General features: G+C 49.1%; 16 protein-coding genes. 8 read left to right on the top strand and 8 right to left on the bottom strand.

Going from position 1 to position 15492, the window contains the following annotated elements; genetic code table 11:
- Nucleotides 1-25: 25 nt before the first annotated feature.
- Together SBG41_RS06315 and SBG41_RS06310 are read left to right on the top strand one after the other, a co-directional pair.
- On the top strand, nt 26-811 hold the full coding sequence (locus SBG41_RS06315; RefSeq protein ID WP_317894712.1) for an SDR family oxidoreductase: 786 nt from the start codon (nt 26-28) through the stop codon (nt 809-811).
- Between the two features lie 137 nt (nt 812-948).
- On the top strand, nt 949-2598 hold the full coding sequence (locus tag SBG41_RS06310; RefSeq protein WP_317894711.1) for a hypothetical protein: 1650 nt from the start codon (nt 949-951) through the stop codon (nt 2596-2598).
- Between the two features lie 41 nt (nt 2599-2639).
- On the opposite strand, the gene SBG41_RS06305 is transcribed toward SBG41_RS06310, so the two are convergent.
- The 4 genes from SBG41_RS06305 to SBG41_RS06290 all read right to left on the bottom strand — a co-directional run bounded on the left by SBG41_RS06305 (nt 2640) and on the right by SBG41_RS06290 (nt 6663).
- Nucleotides 2640-3290 carry a MarC family protein gene (locus SBG41_RS06305; RefSeq protein WP_317894710.1) on the bottom strand — a complete coding sequence of 217 codons (651 nt, stop codon included), beginning with the start codon at nt 3288-3290 and terminating at the stop codon, nt 2640-2642.
- A gap of 250 nt (nt 3291-3540) precedes the next feature.
- Nucleotides 3541-4422 (bottom strand): hypothetical protein, encoded by an 882-nt coding sequence (locus SBG41_RS06300; RefSeq protein ID WP_317894709.1) that lies wholly within the window; start codon nt 4420-4422, stop codon nt 3541-3543.
- Nucleotides 4423-4438: 16 nt separating this feature from the next.
- Entirely contained in the window at nt 4439-4582 is a 144-nt protein-coding gene (locus SBG41_RS06295) for a hypothetical protein (protein WP_317894708.1), read from the bottom strand.
- A 179-nt stretch (nt 4583-4761) separates the two neighbouring features.
- Nucleotides 4762-6663: a prolyl oligopeptidase family serine peptidase gene (locus SBG41_RS06290; RefSeq protein ID WP_317894707.1), complete on the bottom strand. Its 1902-nt coding sequence runs from the start codon at nt 6661-6663 to the stop codon at nt 4762-4764.
- A 253-nt stretch (nt 6664-6916) separates the two neighbouring features.
- On the opposite strand from SBG41_RS06290, the gene SBG41_RS06285 reads away from it, so the two are divergent.
- The gene (locus tag SBG41_RS06285; RefSeq protein WP_317894706.1) at nt 6917-7129 is read left to right on the top strand and encodes an antitoxin family protein; all 213 of its coding nucleotides are present in this window, start codon (nt 6917-6919) and stop codon (nt 7127-7129) included.
- Entirely contained in the window at nt 7126-7575 is a 450-nt protein-coding gene (locus tag SBG41_RS06280) for a PIN domain-containing protein (protein WP_317894705.1), read from the top strand. Before SBG41_RS06285 ends, SBG41_RS06280 begins: the two co-directional genes overlap by 4 nt.
- Before the next feature lie 221 nt (nt 7576-7796).
- Here SBG41_RS06280 and SBG41_RS06275 read toward each other — a convergent pair whose 3' ends face one another.
- Nucleotides 7797-8528 (bottom strand): CdvA-like protein, encoded by a 732-nt coding sequence (locus SBG41_RS06275; protein ID WP_317894704.1) that lies wholly within the window; start codon nt 8526-8528, stop codon nt 7797-7799.
- On the opposite strand from SBG41_RS06275, the gene SBG41_RS06270 reads away from it, so the two are divergent.
- The 4 genes from SBG41_RS06270 to SBG41_RS06255 all read left to right on the top strand — a co-directional run bounded on the left by SBG41_RS06270 (nt 8493) and on the right by SBG41_RS06255 (nt 13440).
- Nucleotides 8493-10295: an ABC transporter permease gene (locus SBG41_RS06270; RefSeq protein WP_317894703.1), complete on the top strand. Its 1803-nt coding sequence runs from the start codon at nt 8493-8495 to the stop codon at nt 10293-10295. The two genes, SBG41_RS06275 and SBG41_RS06270, sit on opposite strands and share 36 nt — an antisense overlap.
- 89 nt (nt 10296-10384) lie before the next feature.
- Nucleotides 10385-11329 (top strand): ABC transporter ATP-binding protein, encoded by a 945-nt coding sequence (locus SBG41_RS06265; protein ID WP_317894702.1) that lies wholly within the window; start codon nt 10385-10387, stop codon nt 11327-11329.
- Nucleotides 11313-12056 carry an ABC transporter permease gene (locus SBG41_RS06260; RefSeq protein ID WP_317894701.1) on the top strand — a complete coding sequence of 248 codons (744 nt, stop codon included), beginning with the start codon at nt 11313-11315 and terminating at the stop codon, nt 12054-12056. The genes SBG41_RS06265 and SBG41_RS06260 overlap by 17 nt, the downstream gene beginning before the upstream one ends.
- 601 nt (nt 12057-12657) lie before the next feature.
- Complete coding sequence (locus SBG41_RS06255; protein WP_317894700.1) at nt 12658-13440, top strand: hypothetical protein; 783 nt, start codon at nt 12658-12660, stop codon at nt 13438-13440.
- Nucleotides 13441-13777: 337 nt separating this feature from the next.
- On the opposite strand, the gene SBG41_RS06250 is transcribed toward SBG41_RS06255, so the two are convergent.
- From SBG41_RS06250 to SBG41_RS06240, 3 genes are all read right to left on the bottom strand, one after another.
- Nucleotides 13778-14227 carry a PIN domain-containing protein gene (locus SBG41_RS06250; protein WP_317894699.1) on the bottom strand — a complete coding sequence of 150 codons (450 nt, stop codon included), beginning with the start codon at nt 14225-14227 and terminating at the stop codon, nt 13778-13780.
- A complete protein-coding gene (locus SBG41_RS06245; protein WP_317894698.1) occupies nt 14227-14430 on the bottom strand; it encodes an antitoxin AF2212-like protein in 204 nt (67 codons plus the stop codon). The genes SBG41_RS06250 and SBG41_RS06245 overlap by 1 nt, the downstream gene beginning before the upstream one ends.
- Before the next feature lie 210 nt (nt 14431-14640).
- Entirely contained in the window at nt 14641-15450 is an 810-nt protein-coding gene (locus tag SBG41_RS06240; RefSeq protein WP_317894697.1) for a phosphorylase family protein, read from the bottom strand.
- Nucleotides 15451-15492 lie beyond the last annotated feature (42 nt).

The following is a 15492-nucleotide window of genomic DNA, read 5'->3' as shown; positions in this document are numbered from 1 at the left end:
GATGCCCAAGGGGAGCGTGCTCGCCTTGCCCTTCGGGATAAAGGGGCTAAGAGTACTCGTAACCGCCTCGAGCCGCGGAATAGGCAGGGGCGTGGCAGAGGTTCTCCTAGAGGAGGGAGCACGCGTAGTAATCAACGGCAGAGACCCCGAGCGCCTAGAGAAGACCAGGGAGGAGCTGAGCAGGCTCGGCGAAGTATATGCGGTGGCGGCCGACCTCACAGTCCGGGAGGAGGTCGAGAACCTAGTCAACAAGGCGGCGGAGCTGCTGGGTGGCCTAGACGCGCTCGTCTACATACCCGGGCCGCCTAGGCCCGGTAAGTTCCGCGACCTGGGCCTCGAGGACTGGGAGTACGCGGCGAGGCTCCTAGCCCTTAGCCCCGTCTGGGCCACAAAGGCGGCTCTGCCCTGGCTCGAGAAGAGCAAGAACCCCTCCATAGTGTTCTCTACCAGCATAGCGGTTAGAGAACCCATACCCGACCTAGCGCTGTCGAACGTGCTGAGGATAAGTATCCATGGCCTCGTCAAGACCCTTGCAAGGGAGCTAGGCCCCCTAGGGATAAGGGTCAACGCAATACTTCCAGGCTACATAATGACGGACAGGGTCAGGCAAATAGCGGAGAAAAGGGCAAAGGAGCAAGGCAAGACCGTTGAACAAGTAATCGAGGAGATGGCTTCAGAGGTGCCGCTCCGCCGGATAGCCGAGCCACGGGAAGTAGGCTACCTTGTAGCATTCCTCATAAGCCCCTATGCGAGCTACATTACCGGGGCGTCAATACCGATAGATGGCGGCAGGCTACGCTCGGTCTTCTAATTGCCTAGCCACATAGGAAACATTACATAATATTTTGGTAGTGTCGGCGAATATGTCATCTATAAAACTTCTCTGCAGGTGCAAGCGTGGCCGTATGAATATAGTTCAGCAATACAGCAATATACTACGGTGACGATATGCGTAGCAATAAGGTAGCTGTATTAGCATTGGGTGTTCTTATTCCTCTTCTTCCTTTCATAGTCTTTATCTCTTTAGGATATAGTGTGAATGGTCTAAAGGTTCTAGCTACCGAAAAGTACCAGGGAATTAGCGTCACTTATTACCATAAGCTCTTCGATAGCGCGCAAAAAGCTAGGCTCATAATACAAGGTATGCCCCCGGGAAGCGGTGTCTGCGTTTCACTATATGGTTGGTTTCCTGATGGACGCATAGTGCTGCTTGACAGAGAGTGCAACGGGCATGGTAAATCAAGCGTATTTAATTTAAATATTAGAAATATTAAAGAATATCTAGTAAATTGGAAAGGATATCTGAGCAAGCATAGGAACAGTATTGATCTTTTGGAACCAGGCATTTTAGCGCTCATAGCTATAGACAAACCAGGCCAAGGTGTATTCGGTCTATTTAAGGGCGTACCTCTCAGCATAGAGAATGTAGTAGACAATAAGGCTTCTGTAAAAATAATCATAGGTAAGAATTCTGTAGAAGAGGCGCTTAAGCATCCTCTCCTCGGTTTTGCGAAGAAGTCGCAGAGCATCAATAGAGGCGATATGAAGGTAGATGAAGAATGGCCTCCAAGTCACTGGCTTGTGAATGGTAGGTATTATTGGCAATTAGTGAATGTGATCTCAGAAAGACTAAATGCGTATGTGCCAACATCTATGGTGCGATTAGTGCTTGACAACAGTGCTACCATTAATGATGTTTCTTCGATCGTCTTAGGCGAGAAGTTTGAGATAAAAGGAGAAAATAGCATAGGCTTTACTGCAACTTATCATATCTCACAGCCTTATCAAGGAGTTGACGTAAGTTATGCGGAGTATGGTGCAGTAGGGCCGTTATACACGCTTAAAAAGACTGCAATTTACTTAAACTTTGCAGCTCTTTTCAAGCCCGGAAGCACTCTTGATACACAGCTATATGAGGGCCTTGGTAGCAGCAATGTAGTTGCAAAAACTGTTAAAATACAGATACAAGGCAATGACCTACTCTTAATGATAGGCATAAAGGCTGATATAGCTCTAGCAAAGTACTGCTTAGCTGTCACAGAATCCGCCGGCAATGTCGCATGTATTAGGTATGCGAACTTCACGCTAATACGCCCGGTAGTAGATAATGATGTAATGCATTACTGGGCTAAGGCCGAGCAATTTCCAAGTTATGATCGTTTTGCTAAAGACTATAGCACTATAGCGCTATACTGGAATAGCACCGACTACGGCTATTATAAGAACATTCTCGAAATTTACTATGATAGCGTGACGTCAAGGTATAACACTATATCACTGCTCGGCGTGAGTACACCAATAATACCGCTCCTCATAGATGATGTACCGTTAGCACTGGTTCCAGTTGTTTCAGCAGGGCTAGGATATACCGAGAAGACCGAATCACGTAGCTTGTTACACCTGGAGATAATACTAAACAATGACAACCTGTATATACATCCAATAGGCTTCTATGGCCCCAAAAAACTATACTATGAGAGCAACAGCTACACAATAGGCTCAATGGTATTCTATATAGGCGTGACACATGGCGGTGGAATACCGTGCCCGCCTTACGGTCCTTGCCCAACCTCTAACAATACGGCGCCACGTAGTTGAGCCCTAAAAGCAACATTATATCCAATCTCTTCAACTAATTTTTATATAGTGTTATTCGTGCGGCACGTACATGAGTACCTTATCCAGTCTCTCACGACCTCGTCTATCATTGCGGCTCCGACAGCGCCTACGAAGAGGGCGGAGACACGCGTCAGTATGACCATGACGTTGCGGCCTAGCCGTCTCAGCAGCATGTCGGCGCCGGTCATTACTAGCCATACGGTGAACGTCACTGCAGGGATAACGAGTAGTAATACTATGAGGTGCCCTGTTGTGCTAAACAATATGAGGTACGTGATTGTGGCTGGGCCCACGAGTATGGGCATTGCGAGCGGGACTATGGCGGCGTCCCTGGGGTCCGGGGTCTGTGTTATGGGGCGGCCTGTTAGACGGTAGATGGCTATAGCCATCAGTATTATTCCTCCAGCGAACCGGAACTGCATTATGCTAACATGGTATATTTCCAGCAGTAGTTTCCCGCCAAGGGCGAGAGAGTAGAGAAGGCCGAGCACAACAAAGGCCACGTATCTGAGGAGCTGCGACCTCTCCGCGGGGCTAAGCTTCTCCGCTATGTCTGCAAATATTGGCGCTGCCCCGAACGGGTTCATTATGAACAGCAACGTTATGTAGTAAGACGCGTAGAGCTTGGCAAGCTCCGCTAGCTCAATCATTTCTACCCGGCCCGCGTCCACGGGCGGGCCGACACCAAGTTACACTTTTTATATAGTTCCCCTCATCCAGTTCCCTCAAGCGTGCTACACTTCTAAATAATTAGCCGAGGCTAGAACGAATCCGAGGGCTCTCACGATGAGCACAATTAGGCCTGCAAGAAACCCGGTAGCTATGAGACGCAGGGTACGAGGAAGGCACTAGCAAGGAGTATTCAGGGTAGCTGGCAGACAGCTTATAGCGAGAAAAAGAGGAACAGGCTAATGTAGTCCTCTATGCTAGTGCTATGAGGCCTTTCTCCGCTAGCCGGTGTATGGCTTGGAGTACTTCGTTCTTTGATACACCGTACTTCGTTGTGAACTCCTTTATGTCGAGTATGCCGCCGTTGTTCCTAATGTACTCGAGTACTAGTTGCTCCACCTCCTCCATGCTCCTCCTTGGGCTGCCAGCGTAGCTGGCTAGCCTGCTACCAGCTGTGCTCGCCGGAGCCTCCTTGCCCTCGATGCTTGTCCCTGCTGCAGCGCCTACTGCTATTGCTTGTCGTGCTGGCTCTAGCTTCACCACTGTGTCTAGCGGTGGCTCAGGGAACTCCGACTTCACTTCCTCCTCTGCCTTCCTTAGCGCCTCGTTTAGCAGGGTCTGGGCCTCCTGGCTAACCACTACCGGGTCTATGTGCTCCACAAACCCGGTGCTCATCGACGTCTCCACTATCATTGACTTAACGTTCCTTGACAGCTCGTCGAAGAACACATTGAGGTTCGGGTATATCGCTCTAGCGTGCTCCCTTATCTCCTCCAAGGCTGTGCCGAACACCATTAGTGCCTGGCCTACCTCCTTAACGTCCTTTACTGTGCGCAGCCTCTCCTTGGTCATGATGATCATGTTCTCGAGCCCGTAGATCAACTTAATGATGTTCCTTACCTGTACTATCTCGCCGGCATATATTGTTGCCCTGGTCTTCTCGTTGCGCCTCAGCAGCCGTATAGTCGTCTCCCATAGCTCTCGGCTCCTCCTCTCAAACCTGTACCGTATCTCAGCAACCTTATCCTCCAATAGCTCGAGCTTGACTAGCAGCTTGTCTATGCTCTCGCGCGGGGCCTCCTGCTGAGCCCCGAACCCGAAGACTTGGAATAAGCGTGAAATTATGGCCGACATGGCCCCAGACACCTCTCTATAGTAGTTTCGGTAGCGTGTCTCCCAGCCCAGATATTGTGGCGCCGCCGAAGCTTAGCGCGCTCAGCGCCGCTAACACGCACTGAATACCAGCAATCCCCTCCCCGAACACCCAGGCGAAGGAGAAGCGTACTCGCTGCAAAGATACCCCAGAAACACCTCAGTGATACCAGAAAGCCCTGGCAGGGAGAAGGCGCAGAGTATTCCTGCAACAAGCCCGCCACACATATGTATTCCGTGATACCCGGCAATACTGCACAGATAAGGCTTAGGACCCCATACCCATGAGGGAGAATAGGGTAAAAGCCACATAGCTCATGCTTATTGCTTTGTCTCGATTTCATCTCCTTCTCTGAGGCCTAATGTCTTAACCAGGAACGCGAGCATGTCAGCAATCTCGTCTACTGCAACTTCTGCAGTTGCACCGCTATGGCCGCTCCTAGTCTCAACCCTGAGATAGACCGGGTGGCCATGTCTTCTCGCCTTTGCTGCATATTTTATGGCGTGGCCCGGATGCACCCTGTCGTCGCGGAGCCCGGTGTAGACCAGTGTCGGCGGCATCTTCTCGCCTACTGGTATGTTGTGGTACGGGCTATAGGAGATGAGATAGTGCCTCATCTCGGGGTCCTCGGGGTCGCCGTACTCTGGAACCCATAGCCTGCCAACGTGGAGCCGATGATAGCGCAGCATATCGATAACAGGGTAGCCTATGAGCGCGGCGTCGAGGAGGCCAGGCCACCTAGTCTCAACAGCCGCTATGAGCAATCCTCCGTTGCTCACACCCCAGCCAGCCACTCTGCAGCCCAGCGTCTTCAAGTGCTTAGCGACGGCCGCATAGTCCTCGAAGACCTTGTGCTTGTTCCTAAGCATCCCGGCCCGGTGCCACTCCTCTCCTTCCTCCCTGCCGCCCCGGAGATTAGCCTGCACGAACGCGAAGCCATTCCTCACCAATGTCTCTACAAACACCCGGTACGCCGGAGTCAGGCTTATCGAGAAGCCTCCATAGCCGTACACGACCACGGCTCTCGGCCTCTCCTCGGCAGGAGCTACTAGCCAGGAATGGATCAGTGTTCCGTCGCGGCTCCTGACCCAGAACTCGCCAACCCTTGCCTCGAAGGAGTGAACAGCCTCTTCAAGAGTTCTCGCTTCGCCCTCGCGGCCCAGGAGCACTATTCGGTACGGCTTGGTGAAGCTCGTTTCCAGTAAGGCGAGGACCCGCTCCGAGCCCGCGAGGGCCCGAATGCTAGAGGGCTCCCTAGGCTCATACGACCATAGCCTTTCCCCGCTCAAGCCGTAAACTCTGAGCCTATGCATATAATCCTCAACAGTAACCACGGCAACGCTATCGCCGAACACCGTGGCGGCCTCGGCGGGCCTATCGAGAGAAACCAGTGGAATAATCTCCTCACTATGCTCGTCATATACTAGTAGCTTGTCGCCGCCAAGCCCCCGCCGAAGCACTACGAGGCCCCCAGCCCACCCCACCGGAGTATATGCGGCATCCCCGCCGACCACCAGCCTCGCCCTACCCGGCTCATCGGCGTAAGCTACGTAGAGCCAGCTAGTATCCCATCCCCTCCAAACACCGTAGACTAGGAGATCGTGCTGAGGCACATAATACAGGCTGAGCCGCGACCCAGTCTCAGCGACACCGCTACCCCAGACAACTTCCTCGCCACCATCACTGCTTCTCCTAACAATTCTCTGAACCGGAGGACTACCTCCATCCGGCGGCGGCTCCCTCCTATAGAACCTGGCATAGTACAGCTCTCCGCCCACAAGGGCGAAGCCCCAGGCAGAGCCCCTAATCCTGGCCTCCAAGCCGCCATCAGGCCCAACTATGTCTACATAGCCCTCGTCAGCACCAGCCATAGAGACATGGATAGCCAGCAGCTCGGAACCCATAACGCGCTCCACGAAAGGTATAACCTCGTCACCATCCGCAATCCTCACAATCCTCCTAAACCCTCCATCCCACCCAGTAAACGCGACCAAATCCCTAGCCCCCTTGTAGAGGAGATAGAGACCGCTCCCCGCAGCCGCCAAGCCCGTGACACGTGGCTGGGAGAGAAGCTGGGCAAGAAGCCCACGATACCTGCTCGGCAGGTCTCCCAGGAACCTTCTTAGCTCAATACTCATAGACTCTATGAACTTCCTCGTCTCCTCGGCCTCTAGGTGCTCCAAATAAGCAAACTCGTCCTCATAATTCGAACCGTTCAGCACAGCCTTAACCCCACGCATAGGAAGGTAGGTGCTCAGCGATTACGAAGCACTACATGTTCTAGCAACATCTTTACGGGATTAATACCGTTCATGAATCGAATCAAAGGTTCGTGTCCGTGATCCCGCAAAGCCAGAAGCACGGTTGTACAAGGGTATAGGGCTTAAGCTATCTGCACTGCTGACAGCTTGCGCACAATAAGGACTAATTTAAGGTTGGACAGCGCACAGTGTATCACATGGGGGCGCGAAACCAGTGTCTTCTAAAGTTAGGGTTGTGCGTGCAAGGTATGAGAAGGGAGTGCTTCGGCCTCTGGAGCCGCTAGAGCTGAGAGAGGGAGAAGAGGTTTTAGTTAAAGTTGAGAGGCTAAGGGAACGAGAAAAGATGGCTGAGAAGTTCTATGGGAAGCGGGGCCCGGCCCCAAAAGAGCTACTCGACGAGTTCATGCTTGAGGCCGAGGCCCAGTGATACTAGTAGACACAAACGCTATCGTGTACTACCTCCACGGGGTCGAGCCCTTCGCCTCCAGAGTTAAGCAGATAGTAGCAAGCAGAGAAGACCTTGCCGTAACTCTGAGAATTGTTGACGAAGTATTGTTTACCTTGATAAGGCTTGAAGCGTGGAGAAGACACAGAATCAAGAGGCTAAGCGAGCTAAGAGAGTACATTAGAAGGCATGGCATTCGAAGCTTCTATGATGTCATAGACGATGTTGAAGAGCTTGTAGATAAACTAGGGATCGAGGTCCTAGAAGATAAAGGCGACTTCACGGAACTCCTCAACGCTATGAGGAAGTTTGATCTCCTACCCGGAGACGCGCTAATCGTAACAACGGCCAAGCACTACAATATAGATGAGATTCTAACCTTTGACGAAGACTTCAAGAGAATTCCATGGCTAAGGGTTATTCAATAGGCATCATGCTAAACACATCTATACATTGTAACTATAGGGTGGAGAGTAAACCTAGCATGGAAACGCAACTAAGCCGTGAGGCGTCTTTGGCGAATTCATAGTGCTTTGAGCACAAGGAAATAGCCAATACCTACCCTAAGAGACTCTGTCAAGAATCTAGAAATTTTCGATAAAAACAGTAAAGACGCGCTAAAGTATGAAATAGTAAGAATTAGCTATTGTCAGCCTTCTATTAGTTTTACTGGTATTGGCTGTGTTGCTGTGGGCACGCTTGGTGCTGGTGGTTCTGTTTTTGCTGGTTCGGGTGCTTTTTCTTCCTCGTGCTTTCTTACGAATTCTACTGCTCCGCTCTCGAGGCTTTCTATCCTGGACTTGGTTTCCTTGAGGTCTTCTAGTTCTCTCGCGTTGCTGTCCTTGGCGTTGCGGAGGTGCTCTATTGCTATCTTGTAGGCTTTCTCGTTTATCTCGCCGGCTAGGTAGCTCATTTTCAGGTTGGCTATTGCGCGGTCGAGTTTAAGGTTCTCGTCCTCTATGTCGTTCTTCCTCTTCGCTATGAGTGCTTTCAGCTTCTTGGCCTCCTCTTTGAGCTTTTCTAGGCTCTTGTCTAGCTTCTTCCTCATCTCCCTGTATACTGTGCTCGGTATCTCGTTCCTGCTGTACATGTCCTCGAGGCCGCGTAGCCTCTTCAGTGCCCTCTGGTAGCTGGCTATGACGCTGTAGGCTAGGGTCTTCCACTCTGGCCACACTACTACTCTTCCATCCTTTATGTCAACGGCCTCTGCGGGTACGAAGTTTATGGTCCTGGTCTCAGTCTCAACGACTATTGTGTTAACTGTGCCGTCTACGTCGCTCTCCATGCTGACTAGTTTCCCGAGGACCCTTCCATAGGGGTCGTAGACTACTTCTCCTATGAAGGGTTGCAGCCTCTCAACCGTGAGTGGAGGCCTAGGCATAGTAACAGCCCACCGCTGAGAAGGATTCATAGCGACGATTACCGGTATTTAAGCCAGCAGACACGTAGCCTAGAACCAGTACCGGGTATCGGGGAAGAAGCCGAGCGTAGCACCCGGGGCCCTATCGGCCCCGAGGCCTTTTATCCCCTCTGCAATGCGGCCTCGGTGGAGGACACTATGCAGGCTAGCCCTACTGGTCGCTGGGACCCCTTGGGCAGCCTCGGCGCCGTGCTCCAACTAGCAACGTGGCTCGTTCTCGCCCTCTACGTCGCCCCCATTGTTGTCGCGGCGTGGCTCTCCTGGCCCCCCGCGGCCGAGCCGCCCTTCAGCCTCGCCTGGGTGCTGGGCTGGACCATTGGCCAAGCAGCGCTGAGCGCCACCCTCGCAGTGGCCGCGGGCTGGCCCCTCGGAGTACTAGCAGGGTTCTACAACCATCGCTTCTCGAGAGCAGCAGTGGTCGCCGCCCTGGCTCCCTTCATGTCGCCGGTCGTTGTCGCGGCTCTCGGGCTCCGAGCACTCTACGGGGAGGGCGGTCTCCTCTCCTCTCATCTGCCTTGGCTCCGCGGCCTAGCCCAGGGCTGGAGCGGCGTAGTGGCGCTGCACAGCTACTTCAACATAGGGTTCGCGGCCGCAATGGTCTCGGCGAGCGCTGCGGCGACAGAGAGGAGCGTCTTGGAGCACGTGGAGCTCCTCGGCCTACGGGGCCCGAGGCTATGGCTGAGAGTCCTTCTCCCCCTCACCTCGCGGGGAGCACTACAGGCGTGGGGAATAGCGTTCCTCTACTCCTTTACCAGCGCAGCCCCCTTGCTAGTGGCGGGTGCAGCGTACCGCTACTACACTCTCGAGGCATGGCTCTACAGCCTCTACTACGGGTTCCCCGGCGTCAGCGGCTTCCAGGGCCTAGCAGCGATACTCGCCCTTGGGGAGCTAGGGCTCGCAGCAACATTCTCCGCCATCCTCTTACTGTTGCTCGCCAGGGGTGTGCCCTCGCCGCTAGCAGCCAGAGGACACGGCCTACTAAGGCTAGGGAGAAAAGACTGGATAGCAGCAACGCTCTACTCTGCAGCTGTGCTCGCCTACCTCTACGCCCCCATAGCAGCCATAGGGGTTGAGGCGGCTAAGGCGAGCCTAGCCGAGCTGGAGAGGCTTGCAAGCCTCGGCCCGGGGCTGTGGGGCTCGGTTGCGAATAGCCTAGCCTATGCGGCGATCACAACCCTTCTCTCCCTTGTCCTCGGCTTCGTCGCGGCAAGGGGCAGAGTCTCCTCGATAACCGCGCTATCCCTCATAGCAGTCACGCCCGTGGCGTACGGCGTCGCCGCGGTGATAACCTATTACCGGCCCCTCTCCAGCCTCCTAGGCCCAGAAGCAGCCACAATCCCCCTCATACTCCTAGCACACGCAGCCGCCGCGCTCCCACTCGCCTCGAGAACCCTCGGCGAAGCGCTTGCTAGGCTACCCCGCGAAATCACCGACCACTTGCTCGTCCTCGGTCTCCGAGGCCTCCGGTACCTGAGACACGTATTGGGCTCCGCAGCGCCAGCAGTAGCAGTAGCAGCAGGGCTCTCGGCAGCGGCAAGCCTAGGCGAGTTCGGAGCAACGCTAACAGTCTCCGTGCCCCGGACGTGGAGCCTAACAATCCTAGTCTACCACATCTACGGGAGCGGAAGATACCTTCCAGAAGCAAGCCTAGCAGCAATAATACTCGAAGCCATGAGCCTAGCAACAATAGCTGGGAGCATAGCAGCAGCAAGAAAACTAGCTAGCTAGTATCAAAGAGGCTTAGCAAAATGAAATCACTGAGAATCTAGTCTTTATAAATGTTCTTAACATGATAATTAAAGTTGGAGAGAAAGTAGATGCACTGCCTCGAAATAAAGGGGCTTAGAAAGAAATATAGCCAAGACACAATAGCTATAAGAGACCTTGACTTCTTCTTTGAGCCCTGTTCTGGCATTATAGTTTTGATAGGGCCCAACGGGGCGGGGAAGACCACTCTTTTGCGGATTCTTGCAGCACAGCTTAGGCCGACAAGAGGAGTAGTAAGGGTATTAGGGCTTGACGTTGTAAGAGACACTGACAAGGTCGCGGAGAAGACAGTCTTCTTGCCACAGGCTATAAGAGCGCCATTTTACACGCTCACTCCCAGGGACTATATAGTCTCATATCTTATGATTAGAGGCTACGGATATTCTGATGCTACACGGCGTGCTAGGGAAGTGATTTCTTTATTCGAACTCGACCACTACAGCTCTGTAAAGGTTTCCCGCCTCTCGGGCGGAACTATGCGGAAGGTATTTATTGCAGCAGTGCTGGCCGACGAGAATGCTAACCTAGTTCTCCTCGATGAACCTCTGCCAGGCCTCGATATTAGGTCAAGGATCCTATTCTGGAACATGGTTCGCAGGATCTCTAAGGAAAAACTAGTGATAATCTCCTCTCATTACACAGAAGAAGTACCGCTTATCGCCGACTATGGGCTCGTCATGTCGAGGGGGAGAAAAGTTGCTGAGGGAAAACCGGCTGAGATTGTTCAGCGAGTATTCGGTGATTGCCTTCACCGTGTTATTCTTAGGCCTCGTCACAACATGTTAGTCGGATACGAGGAGGTATTGAGGAACCTCATTGATAATAGTGTCTGTAAGGCTGTTAGGCTATCCGAGGACATGGTTATCTTATACGTTAGGGATCCTTCCATGTTAATTACTAAGGCCAGGGAGGCGGGCTTCGAGGTTATCCTAGACCGCGTCGGTATTGGCGACGTAGTACTGGCGCTTGGTGAGAGGGATGAAGCACAGCCTTAGGAGGAGAATCAATTCCTTTATAGGGCTTCTCTACTTCTATGCTCTCGCCTACATTGTTAGGGCACCTTCCTCAGCACCATTGCTTGTTCTCCGAATGAGCATTTTCATAGCCCTGTTATCTATAATAGCTGGCAAAGACTATGCCGTACACGTGTTATCAGGTACATTAGTTGCACTCGCCTTTGGAGCAGGTCTCTCGCAGTTCTCGGTTGACGTGAATGCTTTACGGGTCTCAGGATATAGGTACTTGTTGCTTAACACTCCCCTAGGCCCCATATCGTTCGCAGTTGCTACTGCTACAGGTATGAGTCTCCTCTCCTTCATAGGGATGTCCGTATTCTTTATACCATGGTACTATCTCTGCAAACCCTCAGCCCTAGGCCTCTTCGAGCTCTTAGTCGTGCTAGCGCTTACTTGGCTATGCGGCTTACTAATTGGTTTCCTGTTAACAGTCTTTATCAAGACACCTCACGTCTTATTCAACGTGACCGATACCGTTTACGCGCTTCTAGTATACCTCATGCCAGTCTATTACCCGTTAAAGCTCATACCAGCAAGAATTAGAGCATTTACGCTAATTTCACCAGCAACCCATGGAGCAGTGCTCGTACGCGAAATCGCACTAAAAGGGCACATCACCACCCCAGGTAACCTTGAAGCCCTACTTGCAGCCGTGATAATATTGCTCCTAGCTACTTCCAAACTGACCAAATGGCGCGAAGACTAAAACATCACGGTCACTGGGCACTAGAAAGGATATATCGGTCATGGAAGGTTACATTCTCATATCGCTATTATGAAACGTATAACTGCTAATCCCCAATGGATATTCTTGAAGATTCTATAGGCTGGGCCAGGAAAGCGAGAAGAGGATAAACCCTTAGAGAGTCTTATAATGTCATCTAGAAACTAGCCTAGACCAGAAATTCTGTAGAGATTTCTCAATCTATTGCTAGCAAGTACTGCGTATTCAAGAGAATTGTACGCCCTCTTGGTGTTATTAGGATTCTTGCATTTCTTGCATACTGTATGTGTTCTATGGGAAGGATCTCATGGAAGAATATTACCTAACCAGGGCATTAGCCAATATAAGCCAGGACTGATTGGAGAAAAGAACTAAAACTTGGAAGAAAGATTCAAGTCTTTAGGAATATTGATGGAAAACCTGGCGAACTATATACTCATGCTCAATAATAACCGGCAATGTTATATCATTACTAAAATAATATATTTCTGTGAAAGCAGAGTGAAGAGACTATAACTAATGAAATTCAGAAATATAAAGCGTCACATCACATAAGATATAATGATTAAGGTGGTGATATCCTATGTCCCCTTCTGGCAGGATTTCTAAAGGAATTACAGAAAAGACACTAGAAATTAATATTTGTTCTAATTTAATTGAAAATATTAGAAATAAACCACTTTATAGTAAGGCTTATTGTAGAGGAATTAGCATGAGGTTGGAGCGTCATCTGGGTCTAGATGTAGAAGTAGAATCCGGAACTGCAAGCTTAGCCTTTGTTCTAGGAATTCAATTTAAGAAAGCATATAATAAAAGATATGATTTTAATATTAATAAAAATTATTATATTTTTAAAATAAATAATAATTCAGCAAATGATCAACATATTATACTTTGGTTAAATTCTTATATATTACATAATATTTTTAAAAATAAGTTTATTTTCTATGGATATGCCTTTCCTAAATTCATAGATAATTGGGAATTGCATCGCTCATCTCCATTCTTTCTAGGGAGAACTGTTTTCATAGATGCATTAGCCTTTCCTATAAACATACTTGACCGATTGGATCACGAAGTTCTGGTTTATGATGGCATTAAAAAAATTATAGTTAAAAGCGATGAATATGAAATAAATGAGGATTATTTTATTGATGGAAAAGAGATTCTTTATAAACTTAAAAATTTAAATAAAGAAAATATTATAAAAATCTATGATATAAATATTAAAATAAATAGAAAAATATTAGAAGAATTATTAAATGAACTAAGAAATAAAATAAAGCCCGATGTATATGAATATATAAATAGAAAAATCAATAGAGGATGGAGTATAACATCTAGATCATTAATAACGTTAATTTAAAATCACTTTTGCTATTGATGGTGAATAATGTCTTCACATTGATGTTTTATCCTTATCAATTATTGGGTATTATTGGGTATTTTTGATTAAGTATTCTGTGCGAAGGGATGCTCCATTTATTATGAATTGATACATTATGAATATTTATATTGCGGTTTTTGAGCTAGAGGTCCTAGATTCAAACTAGCGGTGGGTCTGTCACAAAATACTCCAGAATCATTATCAACGCTATAAAGTCTATAAAGTAAAGTATATTAATAGCCAAGACGTTAGGAAAGGTGGTGATCTTTTTGACTAGGCAGATTATTAATCATGGCTCTATTATTGATCTAGAAGCTTAGGGTACAACCTTCAGCCATAGTACTCTCTTGAAGTCTTCGTCAAATGTAAGGATCGTATTTATTTCGTAGTGTTTACAGGTTAGTGCTATTAGTGCGTCTGCTGGTAGTAGGTGGTATTCCTTGGCTGTTGATATGAGTTCCTGAACGTTTGCTCTGTCCTCTAGGACTGTGATATCGGTGTCCTCTAGGAATGTGGTTAGCTCGTTGAGTTCTTCTTTAAATGGCTTATATCCGTGTTTTTGGATGTATTCTCTTAGTTTTTCTATGCGTCTTATCCCGAGTTTTAGCCATGCTTTTGTTCTTATAAGGGTGAATATAGCTTCGTCTATGATGCGAATGCTTGTGTATAGTTTGTTCTCGTCCGTGATTATGTCTTCTATTTGTCTAGAATATAGTTTTACGTCGTGGAGATAGTAGAGTATGGCATTGGTATCTAGAAATATCATTACTGCTCCTCAGCCTCAAGCATGAATTTATCCAGAAGCTCCTTCGGTACTTGGCCTAGGGATCCTCGGTGCCTCCTAATTAGTCTCCTCCTTTCTTCAGCTACTATAATCTTAACTAGTAGCTCTTCTCCCTCGCTCAGCTCCAAGGGTTCTAATGGCTTAAGCACGCCCTTCTCATATTTTACTCTAATAACCTTAGACACAGTAACCACCACTGACTATAGGGCTGAATTGAGTCTCTAAGCTGTTACTATTTCATCTTTAGATCTCTATGTTATATCCTATAATTATAGCGGTTTATTCCCTTGTAGATAACATAGAGTCAGTAAGCTATTATTGGAGGCGATATAGTTGTCCCTGTCTATAAAGTAAGATTTAATGACTATGCTCAAGGATAGGGATAATAATGTGGCTTATTTAGATTGTAGAAATTCTAGTATGATTCTCGGTAGGATTTTCTTCTTCATCAAATGAATTGATCTCTTAATGCTCTCGTACTCCTCAGAGGTGTACTCGATTCCATGTAGTGGGGAGTCCTCGATAAACACTAGTCCTACCGCTTTCTTCTTAAGGGAGTTCAATATTCTTAGGATAGGTGCTAGTTCCATGTCAATAGTGTAGACACCTATGCTCGATAGATATTCTAGGAATCTCCTCGTCTCCATGTAGAAGAACGGCACACTAGCATGAAGCGAAGACGATGCATTACAGCCAACTCTCCTCCCTATCTTCAACACTCTCCGGACTAGTGACGTGTCAGCTACTGGAAGACCCTCTGAGAGGCCGGCATAGACTAGGGAGGGATCAAGCACAGTAAGCGTGTAGAGAGGAACGTTACATGAGCCTGGCCTTAAATCCTCTTTCAGCGAGGCTGCTGTTCCAACGAATAAGATCTCCTCCACTGTATTATCATGTCCTATTATCCATGCCCTATCGGTAGCCTCAATAGCTCCCCTCCCGACAAACAAGATGTAGTATGGCTCACCGCCTAGCTCCAGCCTTAAATTACCCTTGGCCTTGCCTAGAACGGGGTCCCTGGTATGTAGCCACTTGAATCTAATCCCCTCAGTGTTTAAGAGATCCTCGATACCAGGTATAACCTCCTCTAGTGGAAGTGGCGATATAACAATACGCTTTGAAAGGACACCAGCCTCGACGCCGAACTCCAACCTTATAATTCTTCTTAACAGCTCGGGATTATACACGTACTCGCCATATACCAAATGTAAACTCGCCAAATATACTGGAACCGGGTGCTCAGATTC

Source organism: Pyrofollis japonicus, from assembly GCF_033097485.1.
Taxonomy (GTDB): Archaea; Thermoproteota; Thermoprotei_A; order Sulfolobales; family Pyrodictiaceae; genus Pyrofollis; species Pyrofollis japonicus.
This window is presented reverse-complemented; position numbering and strand designations above follow the sequence as displayed.